The organism is Alishewanella sp. WH16-1 (assembly GCF_001441695.1).
GTDB classification, from domain to species: Bacteria; Pseudomonadota; Gammaproteobacteria; order Enterobacterales; family Alteromonadaceae; genus Alishewanella; species Alishewanella agri.
The window spans coordinates 1-14,385 of record NZ_LCWL01000105.1 but is presented as its reverse complement, the minus strand read 5'-3'; the positions used below and the strand labels follow the sequence as shown (position 1 = coordinate 14,385).

The window sequence follows — 14,385 nt, the reverse complement described above, 5'->3', positions numbered from 1 at the left end:
AGCTTAACTGACCGGCATTAGCGACCTCGCCGGTTTTTTTATGTTGCTGTAAGAGATCTCTCACACAAGCTGTAAGACTTTTGCGTTTCTTTCATTCGTATGGAACTTTTTGGCCATAATTTATACGCAATAAGTTACTGAAAAAAATAAAAATGTAGACTAAAGTCGAATTTTTTTCAGGTTTTTTTACCTCAAGGGCTTGCCATATTCGAAGATCAGAGTAAATTTAAAGCGTTGTCCGCAGGCGATAAAACAATAGGGAATTGCGGCAAAGGAAGGTAAAGCACCCTTGGGTGCAGTGTATTTTGAGATGCCCGGATGGTGTCAGGCGCGACAAGCGCGCAAGGATGATTACGAAAGTTACCAGGATGGTCGTAAAGAATAAAAGAGCTGGCATGGACAGCAAATAATAATATAGGGATAACTTGCAACACGATGTTGGCTGCGCTTCAGGATGATTTAAGCGATTCGAGAGAAGTGTCCACCACTAGGCACAAATAAACAGGGCGATAAGGTAATCTTATCGCCCTTTGTTTTTATGTCGATTTGCAGGAAGGTTTAATGGAGCCATGTCCACTTTGTCAGCATGCTGACAGCATCTTATTTAGCTCAGATTCGCAACGTGAATACCGGCAATGTTTGCAATGTCAGCTGGTGTATGTACCGAGTGCTCAGTTGCTGAGCCCTGCACAGGAACAGCAACACTATCAGCTACACAATAATGATCTCGATGATCCCGGCTACCGTCAATTCTTACAACGCCTGGCCAGCCCCTTATTAGCGGCCTTGCCACCAGGTCAGCTACAGGGTCTCGATTTTGGTTGTGGTCCGGGACCTTTGCTGGCGAAAATGCTAGCCGAAGCGGGCCATCAGATGCAGTTATGGGATCCGTTTTTCGCCAACAATCCGGCAGCACTGGCGCAATCTTATGATTTCATCAGCTGCAGCGAAGCAATAGAGCATTTCGTGCACCCGGCGCAAGAATGGCAATGTTGGTTAGGTTTACTGAAGCCTGGCGGCGTTCTGGCCATTATGACCAGCCACTACCTGGATGCGGCGCACTTTGCCAACTGGCACTATAAACGTGATCCAACGCATATCCGCTTCTTTCATCAGCGCACTTTTGCGTTTTTAGCCCAACGCGATCAGTTAAGCCTAAGTTTTCCTGCGAAGGATGTGGTGCTTTTACGCAAAGCTGGTTAAAATGTGCGCCCTTTTTTACAGGTATCCAGATTACTATGACGCGTCAAAAAAAATCCCGTAAGGCCAGCGATAACGGACAACGCCATTTACCGGCCACAGAAATCCGTAAAATCCGTGAGCAAAAGGATGAAACCAAGAAAAAAGGCGCTGGTCTGAAATCTGGTAACCGCAACAGTATGCAACAAGCTAACGTCAACCAGGAACCGGTTGCCAACAAAGCCAAAAAAGATCCGCGTCTGGGCAGTAAAAAACCTATAGCGTTACTACCGGAAGCCAAGCCGGAACTGCTGCCGGTAGCCGCTCCGGCACCGTTACCAAAGGTGCAGTTAAAGGCGGCTAAACCCGAGACATTAAGCCCGGAGCAAGAGCTATTACAGCTGGAAAACGATCCTAAGCTACAGCAATTACTGGAGCGGGTAGAGCGCGATGAGCTGCTCACCGGTAAAGACGCTAAGTACTTTAACCGTCAAACCGCACGCATCAGCGAGCTAATGACGCTGTTAGGGCTGGATGACGAAGAACCGGCCGCTGATGCGACAGCAGAAGACGAGGATCCGCTAAGCCGCTTCGAGCGTACTGACTGGCGTAAAGATTTGTTAGGCGATGAGGATCCGGCGTGACCTGGTGGTTGATATTACTCCTGACGACAGCGGTATTGATTGTTGCTGGCCTGGCATTTTATGCCGGCAGATTGCTATGGTTGCTGCAGCAGCAAAAACAACAACAGCAGCTGGCTGAACAGAAAGCCCGCCAGCAACAGCAGGAAAAGAAAGCGTATCTGCAAGAAAGCATTGTTCTGATTAGCCGTGCCATGCTGGAGCAACAATGCGAGTTCTCGGAAGGTGCTCTGCGACTTTGGGTATTACTAGACCACTGGCCGGTCGCAGATAAACCGGACGCCGTAAGCAGTTACCCCGGTATTTATCAGATGTATCTGACCGTAAAAGATATGCCGACCCACCAGGCCCGCAAAGATCAGGACAAAAAGCTTACCCGGCAGCAGGATAAAGTGCGACTCAGTGCGGAAAAGGATTTAAAAGCGCAGATCGAAGTCGACCTGCGGCTGATTCTGGAACGGTTTCAGCAGGCTTAATGCCTGCTGCGACAAGATTATTGCTTGTAGATCTGACCATCTTTCATCACGAAACTGACTTGACCCAGCGTTTTGATATCGTTCAGCGGATTACCCGGCACCGCGATAATATCTGCCAGCTTACCGGCTTTGATTGACCCCAGCTCTTGTTCCATCCCCAACAACCGGGCCCCCTCGATCGTTGCCGATTGGATGGCAGCCATGGCCGGCATACCGGCTTCTGTCATATAAACAAATTCCAGCCAGTTGTCGCCATGCGCACCCACACCGGCATCGGTACCAAACGCAATTTTCACGCCGGCTTTGTAAGCTTCACTAAAGGTTTGTTGGATTAGTGGACCAATGCTAGCCGCTTTGGGTCGTACCAAGTCCGGGAAAAAACCGTCAATTTCAGCTTTTTGTTGTACCCACTTACCGGCACTAATGGTCGGCACATAATAGGTACCGTGCTTTTTCATCAGCGCCATGGTCTCTTTATCCATAAAGGTACCATGCTCAATCGAATCCACACCGGCTTTAATCGCGCGCTGCATCCCCTCTTTGCCATGCGCATGCACCGCCACTTTAAAGCCATAATCACGGGCCGTACTGACTATCGCTGCTAACTCATCATCGGTAAACTGCGGGTTCATCCCACTTTTGGCGACGCTGAGCACACCGCCGGTCGCAGTAATTTTTATCAGGTCAGCACCATCTTTATAGCGTTGGCGTACTGCTTTACGTGCTTCATCCGGGCCATTAATCACCCCTTCTTTCGGACCGGGATCGCCCTGCAGCAAATAGGCCAGACCATTTGTCGGATCTGCATGCCCGCCCGTGGTGGCTAAAGACTTACCCGCGGCATAAATACGCGGTCCCTTAACAAACCCCTGAGCAATGGCTTTACGCAGCGCGACACTGACATGATGGCTGTCACCCAGTTCGCGTACTGTGGTAAAACCTGCCATTAAGGTTTTTTCTGCAAACACCGCGCCACGTAACGCATAGTCAGCCTCATTCAACCGCTGCCCCTCACCGTAAGAGGTAGCACTGATCTGACTGGAGAAATGGGTGTGCATATCCATTAAACCCGGCAGCACCGTATGCTGGCGTAAGTCGATTAAGGTATCGCCTGCGGCCGGCGTTTTGTAACCGCCTTCAATGGCAATAATTTTGTTACCGTCGACAATAATCGTCTGTTCACTGAGCATCTGGTTGGTTTCGGCAGTGATCAGCTTACCGGCGTGGATATAGGTAGCGGCATAACCCTGCGGCAAGGTCAAAGCGGTCAGACAGGCCAGCGACAACACAGAGAGCGTCTTATTCATTTTAGTTATCCTCAACTTAGTGGAACTTTACTATCAACGGCACCCGCAGACTCTGCAATGCGCTTGCGATACCTGACCTGTTTTTGCGATAAAGCGCGCTGGCACGGTTTTATTCTGCCTGTGCCAGCAAATAGGCTGCGCCGGCGCTGTGCAGAATCGCATCAATGCCACTTTCTGTTGGCCTCAGCTCTGCTTCATCCAGTAGCTGATAGTACAGATTGCGATGTAAGCGTGCTGACAAACCACGCCACAAACTAAGATAAGGCAAGCTTTGTCCGGCATACTGACGCAAGAGCAGTGGATGATCCTGACTCAGCGGCACACTGTCCTGCAAATTGGTCGTAAACCACAGCTGCGGGCCAGTCGCTGTTGGCTGCCAGCGACTGGCAATGGCGATAAAGGGCGCATCCTCGACCTGGATCCGCACTTTCTCCGCCGGTGTTTGTAAAAAATACGCTCCGCCTTGACACAGCATCACCGACGCGAAAAGTTTAATCAGCCCCGGGCGGGTAATTTCGCCGTCCTGATACCACCAGCGTCCCTGTGCATCGATCCGCAGCGGCAGATCGCCACAAAAAGGGGGATCCCATTGTTCAACCGGGGCTAGCCGGGGTTGTTCAAGCTGTTGCTGTAAAGACGTTAAATCCATCAGATATTTGACGATAAAAACAATAATACTGGCAGTATAGCAGGGCAGGAGAAAGGAGTGGGGTGACTGATGGGGCTCGAACCCACGACAACCGGAATCACAATCCGGGGCTCTACCAACTGAGCTACAGTCACCACAACAGAGCTGTATTTTAACCAAAAAGCCGGCGGCCAACCAAGCCCTTTTTTGCCGCATTTGCCCAAGTATAGCCGCAACTGGCCAGTCACTGACCGAAATCGGCAGTTTTTTATGATATGATTGCGATTCTAATTTATCTCACAGGAGTGAACATATGGAGCAAATTAACGAATTGTTCCAGCAAAACCATGAGATTTTGCTGGGTTACTTTTTAAAGCTGATCGCCGCCATTGTGATTTTTTATGTTGGCCGGATTATCGCCCGCAGCATCTCAGGCTTGTTAGAAAAAGGTCTGCTGTCACGCAATATTGATAAGGCCGTCGTGTCTTTCTTATCCAGTATTCTGTATGCCATTTTAATGATTGCGACTGCTCTGATGGCATTGTCACAGGTCGGCGTACAAACGACGTCCTTTATCGCCATTCTGGGTGCTGCCGGTTTAGCAGTAGGTTTAGCATTACAGGGCTCTCTGGCCAACTTTGCCTCCGGCGTGCTGATCATTCTGTTCCGGCCGTTTAAATCAGGTGATTTTATTGATGCCGGCGGCATTACCGGGACCGTTGATAAAATTGAAATTTTCCAGACCATTATGAAAACGCCGGATAACAAAAGAGTAATAGTGCCGAACGCTAAAATAACCGGCGGTCACATCACGAATTTCTCGGCTGAAAGTACGCGCCGTGTCGATCTGGTTATCGGTATTAGTTATGACTCAGATTTGCGTAAAGCCAAAGCGCTGCTGGAGCAAATTATCAGTGAAGACCCACGGGTATTGGCGGAACCGGCACCGAATATCCGGGTCTCAGAGCTGGCTGATTCGTCAGTCAATCTTATTGTCCGTCCCTGGGTTAACACAGATGACTACTGGGGCGTGTACTGGGATACGCTGGAAAAAGTTAAATTGACGTTTGATGAACACGGCATCGGCATTCCGTTCCCACAGATGGATGTCCATATCAAGCAAGATTCCAAGGAGTAAGTATGAGAACAGTAACCCTTGCTGTCGCGATCGCGCTGGCTGCTGGCGCGCAGGCACAAGCTGAAGAGCAAAAAGTTTGGACTACGTCAGCCGAGTTGGGTGCCATCACCACTACCGGTAACACTGAGGGCACCTCTATCACCGGTAAGATTGATGCGAAACAAGATCTGACCAACTGGAGTAATCAGTATATTCTGAGCGCCTTTTTTAAAGAGGATGAAAAAGAGGGCGCTGACGGCAGCCGTGTGAAGGAGCGTTCCGCAGAACGCTACCTGGTGTCAGCCAAGGGTGCCTATAAACTGACGCAGGAACACGACAACGTTTTCGTGCTCGGCTCTTACACCGATGACAAGTTTGGTGCCTACACCCAATACACCACTTTGGCTGCCGGTTATGGTACCCGTTTACTCAATCTGGAAAATCAATCACTGGATGTCGAAGTCGGTCCGGGTTATTACACCGCTAAGCGCGCAGCCGTTGAAACGGAAACTGGCCTGCTCCGGGAAACCGAAAAAGGTTTACTTGCCCGCGGCGCCGCATCCTATAAATGGACTTTAAGCGAATCCGCCGCCTTCACGCAAACACTGAGCGTCGAATACAGTGCTGATAATACCCGTACCATCGCCGAAACCGCGCTTAGTGCCCGGATTAATGGTGCGATGCAAATGAAAGCGGCTTTTCTGGTACAAAATGACTCCGATGTCCCAGTGGATAAAAAGAGTACTGATACCCAGACGTCCCTGACACTGGTCTATTCATTCTAAGACCACGGAAAAACGGGCTCTGAGCCCGTTTTTTGTTGATTTGCCTCTGATCTTACTGAAAATTTCCGCTATGCTTAGAACTCACCTCTAGTCTGAGTAGAAAGATTTCACGCATGAAGCAACTGGACGCCCGCCGCAAGAAACTTCGTTACTATCCATTGTTAGGGGCGCTTTGCTATCTGGTACTTGGCTTTTTTTGGATAACTTTCAGCGACCAATTAGTATCAGCCCTGGTTACCGATGCGGCCACCCTGACCCGTTACCAGAGTTATAAAGGCTATACCTATGTGTTACTGACTGCGCTATTAGCCTGGTTATTACTTAAGCAGCGTTTACATTTCGCCCGCTCCTTACTCAAGTCAGAATATCTGTTAGAACAGACGATTGCCCGTGCTGCAGCCGGTATCGCGCATGTTAACGCTGATGGCCAGTTTATCCGCGTTAATGACGAACTCTGTAACCTGCTTGGCTATAGCGCCGCAGAACTTCTTACCATGCGCTTTCAGCAGTTAACTCATCCGATGGATTTATCCCGGGATCAGGAGCTGCTGCATGAAGTACTGCAGGGTAGACGGCAAAGTTATACGCTGGAGAAACGCTATTTACATAAGAATGGGCAAATTATCTGGGCACGCTTATCGGTAGCCTTAATCGCTGAAACCGAAAATAGTGAGCCCTTTTTTGTGTCAGTGATTCAGGATATTTCTGATGTAAAGCTGACTCAGATGAAATTAGAAGAGAGTGAACTCAGATTCCGGACTTTGCTGGATAGTATGCCAACCATCTCGGTGCAGGGTTATGATGAGGAGGGCAAAACACTGTATTGGAATAAAGGCAGTGAAAAAGTGTATGGCTATAGCCGAAAGGAAGCTGTAGGCCGTAACTTACTGGATTTGATTATTCCGGAAAAAATGCAGGATGGGGTACGCGAAGCAATTAACCTGATGGCCAGCTCTGGCGAAGCCAGACATGCTGAAGAACTGACCTTAAGGCGTAAAGATGGCTCACCCGTTACCGTGTATTCGTCTCATGCCGTCATTATCCTGCCTGACAAAAAACCACAGATTTACTGTATCGATATTGATCTGACGGACTACAAGCAACAAGAAGCACAACTGGCATTTTTAGCCCAATACGATCCGCTGACCCACTTACCAAACCGCCATTACTTTGCCAACCAACTGGATCAGGCGTTGAAAGTGGCACGCCGGGAAAATCTGCAACTGGCGGTGCTAATCCTGGACTTGGATAATTTTAAAAACATAAATGACTCCTATGGCCATAAAACTGGCGATCTGCTATTACAACGGGTGGTAGAAAAGCTACAAATCTGTTGTCGGGAAACAGACTCCCTCGCCCGGCTTGGCGGCGATGAATTTGCCATCCTAATTGAACACCTGGACACGCCGGAAGATGCCGCCCGCTTTGCCCAGGAATTATTGCAAAACTTACAACAACCGATGTTATTAGAACAGGACCTGGAACTCAGTACGGCCGCCTCTATCGGGATCAGCTTATATCCCACCCACCATGATAACGTTGAGGCGTTATTACAAGGGGCGGATGCGGCGCTGTATAAAGCCAAATCGGAAGGTCGCAATACCTACTATTACTATAGCGATCAGTTGACAGCTCAGGCCCGGCAACGGCTGGTATTGGAAAGCCGGTTACGGCAAGCGATCAAGAAGCAACAGTTACGCTGCTACTACCAACCGCAACTCGATATCAAAACCGGCAGTATTATCGGTGCGGAGCTGTTACTGCGCTGGCAGGATCCTGAACTGGGCTTTATCAGTCCGGACTTGTTTATCCCGTTAGCTGAAAGTTCTGGCTTAATACACCTGATCGGTCAGCAGGTGTTGCAGCAAGCCTGTATCCAGGGGCAAGCCTGGTTGAACGAGGGCTTGCCGCCCATCACTCTGGCGGTCAATGTGTCGGTGCAGCAATTCGGCCGTGGTGACCTGGAGCAGCAAGTTAAGATGGTACTGGCAGAAAGCGGCTTCCCGGCCAGATTGCTGGAACTTGAAGTAACCGAAAGTGCATTGATGCTGGATGAAGAGAAAGTGGTACTGACCATGCAACAGTTACGGGAAACCGGGGTCCGGCTGGCGATTGATGATTTTGGCACCGGCTATTCATCACTGGCGTATTTACAACGCCTGCCTCTGGATATCCTGAAAGTCGATCGCCGTTTTATTGCCAATATGACGGCCAACACTGATGACCGCCAAATCGCCAAAGCCATTATTGAGCTTGGCCACACGCTGCGCTTCGAGGTACTGGCGGAGGGGGTAGAAACCGCTGAACAACTGGCGTTGTTGCAGGACATGGCTTGTGATTACTACCAGGGGTATTATTTCAGCAAGCCGGTACCGGCAGAGGAGTTCCGCCGGTTACTGCTACAACAACAGCCAGCCTAAGCGCTAGGACTGTTAGCCCGGCGCAACCGCACTTTGCTAAACAACAGGTACACGGCCGGCGTGGTATATAAGGTGAGCAACTGACTGACCAATAAGCCGCCCACTATGGTAATACCCAGTGGCTGACGTAACTCAGAACCTTCACCAACACCCAATAACAACGGCAGCGCACCCAGCAGCGCGGCAAAGTTCGTCATTAAGATGGGTCTTAAACGCTGCTGGGCTGCCAGAGCAACAGCCTGTTGCGGCGTCAAACCCTGCTCCCGCTCTGCCGCCAACGCAAAATCAACTAACAAAATGGCGTTCTTCAGCACTATACCTATCAAGAGAAACAGACCCAGCAGCGCTATCAGATTAAAGTCCGTACCGGTGAGATAAAGCGCCAGCAGGGCGCCTAAAGCTGCACAAGGCACCACCGATAGAATCGTCAGTGGTTGGATTAGACTTTCATACAACACGCCCAGTAGCAGATAAACGGCAACAATGACCGCAATAATCAACCAGGTTTGATCCGCCGTCTGAAATAACGCATTCCGCTGATTCTCGCCACTAACGGCGACGATAGCACCGGGTAACATCAGTTCGGCCATAGCCTGGTCAATCGCCTGCGATGCCTGCTCCAGCGTGACATCCGGCGCTAAACCATAGCCAATATTCACCGAAGCAAACTGGCCATCATGTTGCACACGGTCATTTACCAGCCCATATTGATAGGTCGCAATAGCAGCCAGCGGTACTCTGTCGCCATTACTGGTAACAATTTGTAGCTGCTGCAGCACCTCCGGTTGGGCGGTATAACCGGGCAACACTTCCATCACGATGCGGTACTGATTCTGCTGGTCGTACAAAGTCGCGACCTGGCGCTGTGAAAACGAGTTATTCAGTAAGCTGGCGATGGTGCGCATATCGACACCCAGCCGCTGTGCCGCTTCACGGTCGATTTTCAGCTCAATTTGCTGCGCGTCCTCGCCTCCCGGGGTGTTCACATCCACTAGTTGCGGTAAGTCTTGCAGTTTCTCACCCACCCGCTTGCCCCACTGGCGCAGCAAACTTAAATCATCTGACAGTAACTGCACTTCATAATCACTGCGCCCAAACGGCGATGACAGGCGAATATCCTGATCGACGTTCATAAACAGAATGCCGCCGGGAACCTTAGGTGCCGTTGCTCGTAAACGATCGACTACCGCCCGCGCCGACACCTGTCGCTCCGCCAGGGGTTTTAACCGTACCCGCATCCAGGAGTTACTGACCCCGCCACTACCACCGGCAGAGCCGGTGACATCAGCGACTGCAGGATCCTGCAACACATGCTGGCGGAACGCTTCAATCTTCGGTTGCATCATTTGGAACGAGGCACCGTCGTCACCACGCACAAAACCATTTAACTGTCCGGTATCCTGTTCGGGTAGTAAGCCTGACGGCACCTTAGTGTATAACCAGGCGGTGGCGCCAAAGAGTAACAATAGCAATAACAGTAACCATCGATAATGGTCCAGGCCAAAATCAATACTGCGGCGGTAACCCTGCTGCAAGCGCTGGAAGAAATCCGCGTGATCCGGTGCTGCCGACGCTGGCGTCGCCCTTAACAATATCGCCGACATACTGGGTGTCAGCGTCAGCGAAATCAGCAGCGAAATCACCATTGCCGCCACCAGCGTAATTGAAAACTCGCGGAACAAGCGCTCAACCAGGCCGCCCATAAAGAGTATCGACAGGAAAATCACGATCAGCGCCAGGTTCATTGCTAGCAAGGTAAAACCGACTTCGGCAGCCCCTTGCCGCGCCGCTTGCAGCGGTGACAGGCCGCGTTCCAGGTGACGACGGATATTTTCCACCACCACGATAGCATCATCCACCACCAGCCCGGTTGCAACAATCAATGCCATCACCGACAGGTTGTTTAGCGAAAACCCACACAAATACATCACGCTAAAGGCGCCAATTAACGACACCGGAATAGTGACACTCGGGATCAGGGCACTGCGTAAGTTCCCCAGAAATACCCAGACCACCAGCACCACCAGCAATACTGCTAAGGTCAGGCTAATTTGTGCCTCGCTCAGGGTGGCCCGGATCACCGGGCTGCGATCCATCACTACCGCCAGCTCAGCGCCTGCCGGCGCCAAGGCTTGTAATAACGGCAGCTGCTGATAAATCGCATCGATGGTGGCCACTATATTGGCGCCAGTACGACGACTGATCAGCAAGATCACCGCGTCTTTATCGTTGTGAAAACCGGCACTGTAGCGATCTTCCGTCGAATCTGTGACCAGTGCCACATCCGCCAGCCGGATCGCGGCACCATCAACATATTTAACGATCAGATCCTGATAATCCGCGGCCCGGCGTAAGGTTTCACTGGTTGCCAGCTGCCAGCGGTGGCTATCCGTTTCCAGCACACCGAGCGGCACCGAGGCATTAACGGTACTGATAGCGCTGCGCACCTCATCCAGTGCTACACCATATTGCGCCAGCATGCCCGGATTCAGTTGCACCCTTACCGCAGGTAATGAAGAGCCACTGACCTCGACTTCGCCTACGCCGCTAATCTGGGCAATTTTCTGTGCCAGAATGGTGGAGGCATTGTCGTACAAGGTACTGCCCGCCAGATGATCGGAGCTAAGCGCCAACGCCATGATCGGTGCCTGTGACGGGTTAAACTTGCGGTACACCGGGTTACCCGGCATCCCGGATGGCAGCTGACTGCGCGCCACGTTAATCGCCGCCTGCACTTCGCGCGCTGCATCATCGACATTGCGGTCTAATTCAAATTCGAGGCGGATTTGGGTTGAGCCCTGATTACTGGATGAACTAATGCGCCGAATGCCCGCAATACTGCCCAGTGCCCGCTCCAGCGGTGTGGCAACTGTTGCCGCCATACTTTCCGGACTGGCGCCCGGCAAACTGGCACTGACCACTATCATCGGAAAATCGATTGCCGGTAACGGTGACACCGGTAACAAGCGCCAGCTTAGTAAGCCCAGCAGCAAAATCGCCGTTGCCAGCAAACCACTGGCGACCGGCCGTTGGATAAAGGGCTGGGCCAGATTCATAGACTGGCAACCTCAACCGGACTTTGCTGGCGCTTACGTACCAACTTATCGAACCAGAGATAAACCACTGGTGTAGTAAACACCGTCAATATCTGGCTAACCAGCAAGCCACCCACCATCACCAAACCCAGGGGCTGGCGCAGCTCGGCACCCGAGCCGGTGGATAACATCAGCGGAATGGCACCAAATAATGCTGCCAAGGTGGTCATTAAAATTGGCCGAAAACGCAGTAGCGCCGCCTGATAGATAGCTTCGGCCGGGGTCATGCCCTGATTGCGCTGCGCATCCAGGGCAAAATCGACCATCATAATGCCGTTTTTCTTTACCAAACCAATCAGTAGCACGATGCCGATTACCGCAATCAGATCCAGCGGCCGGCCCGTGATTAGCAGTGCCAGCAAGGCTCCCACAGTAGCTGACGGTAGCGTCGACAAAATGGTGACCGGGTGGATCAGACTTTCGTACAATACGCCCAACACAATATACATGGTGACAATCGCCGCCAGTATCAGCCACAGCGTATTGCCAAGGGAGGCTCGGAACGCTTCAGCCGCGCCCTGAAAACTGAGCTCTAACTCCGGGGGTAACTGTAACTGGCTTTGCACCTGCTCAATGGCAGCAACCGCCTGCCCCAATGAATAGCCTGCGGCAAGGTTAAATGACAGCGTCACTGCCGGGAATTGTCCTTGCTGGTTAATCAGCAGCTTTGCCGGACGCTGGCTGACTGTCGCCACGGCCGACAGAGGTACGGTAGCGCCGGTATTACTGGTTAGATAGAGTTTGTCGAGCGCCTCAATACCCTGCACCTGCGCCGGATCGACCTCCAGCACCACCCGGTATTGGTTAGCCTGGGTAAACAAGGTAGAAATTTGGCGCTGGCTATAGGCACTTTGCAACACGGCACTGATTTGTGCCACGCTTAAGCCCAACCGGGCGGCAGCATTGCGATCGATATCGATAAAGGCCTGTAAACCTTGCTGCTGCAGATCGTGTGCGACCTCGGATAACTCCGGCCGCTGCTGCAGTGCCGCCATCACCTCCGGCAACCACAGGCTCAGTACCTCGCTGTCCGGCGTACTTAGCGTAAATTGATACTGAGTACGACTGACCCGATCTTCGATACTTAATTCCTGTACCGGCTGAAACCAGCCTTTAATCCCCGCTACTGCCGTAACCTGTTGCTCCAGCTCGCGGATAATTTCTACTGCCGTTTTATTGCGGCTGGCATGCGGCTGCAAGTTCAGCAAGATCCGCCCGCTGTTTATGCTGCTGTTACTGCCATCAACACCAATAAAGGATGACAAACTGGCAACATCGGGGTGCTGCAGTAAATTAGCAGCTAACTCTTGTTGCCGCTGAGCCATCGCCTGAAAAGAAATATCTTGCGGCGCTTCGGTGATCACCTGAATGACGCCACTGTCCTGCACCGGAAAAAAGCCTTTCGGTACCGCCAGATACAGCCCGACAGTCAACGCCACTGTACCCAGCATACTGGCCAGCGCCAACCGCTGATGGCGCAGTACCCACTGCAGCATTAACGCATAGCGGTTAATCAGCCGCTGAATAACATCGTTCGGCTGATCATGGGCAGGCATTGCCTTTAACAGCCGGGCGCACAGCATCGGCGTCAGGGTTAGCGACACGACTAATGAAATCAGGATGGCTACCGCCAGGGTTACCGCAAATTCAAAGAACAAGCGGCCAACCACATCCGCCATAAACAGCAATGGGATCAACACCGCAATTAACGAGAAAGTCAGTGAAATCAGCGTAAAACCAATTTCTTTCGCGCCTTTCAGGGCAGCGTCGAGGGGGGAAGCGCCTTGCTCGCGATGGCGGGCAATATTCTCCAGCATCACGATAGCATCATCGACGACAAAGCCGGTGGCAATCACCATCGCCATTAAGGTCAGGTTATTGACCGAGAAACCCAGTAACAGCATCACCGCGAACGTACCAATCAGCGACAGTGGTACTGCCAGACTGGGAATAATGGTTGCCGGGATCGTTTTCAAAAAGACATAGGTCACCAGGATAACCAGACAGACGGCAAACACCAGCTCATGCTGCACATCTCGTACTGAAGCCCGGATACTGTGGGTACGATCGGTCAATACCACCACATCTACCGCGGCTGGCATCGTTGCCATCAGCTGCGGTAGTAATTGTTGTACCCGATCTGCCACTTCAATCACGTTAGCGCCGGGCTGACGCTGGATATTCAGTAATACTGCCGGCTGCTCGTTGGCCCAGGCGGCTAAGAAGCGATCTTCAGCGCCTTGCTCAACACTGGCGACATCCCGCAGCCGCACCGGTGCATTATCACGCCAGGCGATAATGAGATCCCGGTACTCAGCGACATCGCGGATCTGGTCATTGGCATCCAGCATAGTTGAGCGGAAGGGGCCATCGAAACTGCCCTTAGGCTGGTTGGTGTTAGCTGCAGCAATGGCAGCGCGCAAATTCTCCAGGCTCAGATTCATATTGGCCAGTGCCGAAGGATTGGCTTTCACCCGAATGGCCGGCCGCTGACCACCGGCCAGGCTGACCATGCCAACGCCGGGTAATTGCGCCAGTTTTTGTGCCATCCGGGTATCAGTCAGGTCATACACCTGCGGTAACGGCAGTGTGGACGAGGTGATGGCCAGTGTCAGGATCGGCGCATCAGCCGGATTGACCTTGCGGTAAATCGGCGGGCTGGGTAAATCGTTTGGCAGTAACGAAGAGGCCGTATTAATTGCCGCCTGCACTTCCTGGGTAATCATCCCTAAAAATA

The 14,385-nt window shown here is 51.8% G+C and carries 10 protein-coding genes and 1 tRNA gene; 6 read left to right on the top strand and 5 right to left on the bottom strand.

Going from position 1 to position 14,385, the window contains the following annotated elements; translation table 11 throughout:
* Nucleotides 1–561 precede the first annotated feature (561 nt).
* Genes AAY72_RS10900 through AAY72_RS10890 form a run of 3 tightly spaced genes read left to right on the top strand, consistent with a single transcriptional unit; the run spans nucleotide 562 to nucleotide 2,296 of the window.
* A complete protein-coding gene (locus AAY72_RS10900; RefSeq protein ID WP_008984915.1) occupies nucleotides 562–1,203 on the top strand; it encodes a class I SAM-dependent methyltransferase in 642 nt (213 codons plus the stop codon).
* 35 nt (nucleotides 1,204–1,238) lie between these two features.
* Nucleotides 1,239–1,823: a Der GTPase-activating protein YihI gene (yihI, locus tag AAY72_RS10895; protein WP_057787481.1), complete on the top strand. Its 585-nt coding sequence runs from the start codon at nucleotides 1,239–1,241 to the stop codon at nucleotides 1,821–1,823.
* A complete protein-coding gene (locus tag AAY72_RS10890) occupies nucleotides 1,820–2,296 on the top strand; it encodes a DUF2489 domain-containing protein (protein ID WP_008984917.1) in 477 nt (158 codons plus the stop codon). Before yihI ends, AAY72_RS10890 begins: the two co-directional genes overlap by 4 nt.
* Nucleotides 2,297–2,313: 17 nt before the next feature.
* Here AAY72_RS10890 and AAY72_RS10885 read toward each other — a convergent pair whose 3' ends face one another.
* From AAY72_RS10885 to AAY72_RS10875, 3 genes are all read right to left on the bottom strand, one after another.
* On the bottom strand, nucleotides 2,314–3,603 hold the full coding sequence (locus tag AAY72_RS10885; RefSeq protein ID WP_057787478.1) for an amidohydrolase family protein: 1,290 nt from the start codon (nucleotides 3,601–3,603) through the stop codon (nucleotides 2,314–2,316).
* Nucleotides 3,604–3,712: 109 nt separating this feature from the next.
* Entirely contained in the window at nucleotides 3,713–4,252 is a 540-nt protein-coding gene (locus AAY72_RS10880) for a DUF1285 domain-containing protein (protein ID WP_057787483.1), read from the bottom strand.
* Nucleotides 4,253–4,310: 58 nt separating this feature from the next.
* Nucleotides 4,311–4,386 (bottom strand) — tRNA-His (locus AAY72_RS10875).
* A gap of 158 nt (nucleotides 4,387–4,544) precedes the next feature.
* Here AAY72_RS10875 and AAY72_RS10870 point away from each other — a divergent pair.
* The 3 genes from AAY72_RS10870 to AAY72_RS10860 all read left to right on the top strand — a co-directional run bounded on the left by AAY72_RS10870 (nucleotide 4,545) and on the right by AAY72_RS10860 (nucleotide 8,553).
* Nucleotides 4,545–5,369: a mechanosensitive ion channel domain-containing protein gene (locus AAY72_RS10870; protein WP_057787476.1), complete on the top strand. Its 825-nt coding sequence runs from the start codon at nucleotides 4,545–4,547 to the stop codon at nucleotides 5,367–5,369.
* 2 nt (nucleotides 5,370–5,371) lie between these two features.
* The gene (locus tag AAY72_RS10865) at nucleotides 5,372–6,133 is read left to right on the top strand and encodes a YdiY family protein (protein WP_008984921.1); all 762 of its coding nucleotides are present in this window, start codon (nucleotides 5,372–5,374) and stop codon (nucleotides 6,131–6,133) included.
* Between the two features lie 113 nt (nucleotides 6,134–6,246).
* On the top strand, nucleotides 6,247–8,553 hold the full coding sequence (locus AAY72_RS10860; RefSeq protein ID WP_057787474.1) for a bifunctional diguanylate cyclase/phosphodiesterase: 2,307 nt from the start codon (nucleotides 6,247–6,249) through the stop codon (nucleotides 8,551–8,553).
* Here AAY72_RS10860 and AAY72_RS10855 read toward each other — a convergent pair.
* A complete protein-coding gene (locus AAY72_RS10855; RefSeq protein ID WP_057787471.1) occupies nucleotides 8,550–11,609 on the bottom strand; it encodes an efflux RND transporter permease subunit in 3,060 nt (1,019 codons plus the stop codon). The two genes, AAY72_RS10860 and AAY72_RS10855, sit on opposite strands and share 4 nt — an antisense overlap.
* A partial coding sequence (locus AAY72_RS10850; RefSeq protein WP_057787469.1) for an efflux RND transporter permease subunit occupies nucleotides 11,606–14,385 on the bottom strand: 2,780 nt, incomplete at its 5' end. The genes AAY72_RS10850 and AAY72_RS10855, both read right to left, overlap by 4 nt.

Coding starts and splice junctions, on each gene's coding strand:
- AAY72_RS10900 (WP_008984915.1), top strand. CDS start 562: ATGGAGCCATGTCCACTTTGTCAGCATGCTGACAGCATCTTATTTAGC.
- yihI (WP_057787481.1), top strand. CDS start 1,239: ATGACGCGTCAAAAAAAATCCCGTAAGGCCAGCGATAACGGACAACGC.
- AAY72_RS10885 (WP_057787478.1), bottom strand. CDS start 3,603: ATGAATAAGACGCTCTCTGTGTTGTCGCTGGCCTGTCTGACCGCTTTG.
- AAY72_RS10880 (WP_057787483.1), bottom strand. CDS start 4,252: ATGGATTTAACGTCTTTACAGCAACAGCTTGAACAACCCCGGCTAGCC.
- AAY72_RS10870 (WP_057787476.1), top strand. CDS start 4,545: ATGGAGCAAATTAACGAATTGTTCCAGCAAAACCATGAGATTTTGCTG.
- AAY72_RS10865 (WP_008984921.1), top strand. CDS start 5,372: ATGAGAACAGTAACCCTTGCTGTCGCGATCGCGCTGGCTGCTGGCGCG.
- AAY72_RS10860 (WP_057787474.1), top strand. CDS start 6,247: ATGAAGCAACTGGACGCCCGCCGCAAGAAACTTCGTTACTATCCATTG.
- AAY72_RS10855 (WP_057787471.1), bottom strand. CDS start 11,609: ATGAATCTGGCCCAGCCCTTTATCCAACGGCCGGTCGCCAGTGGTTTG.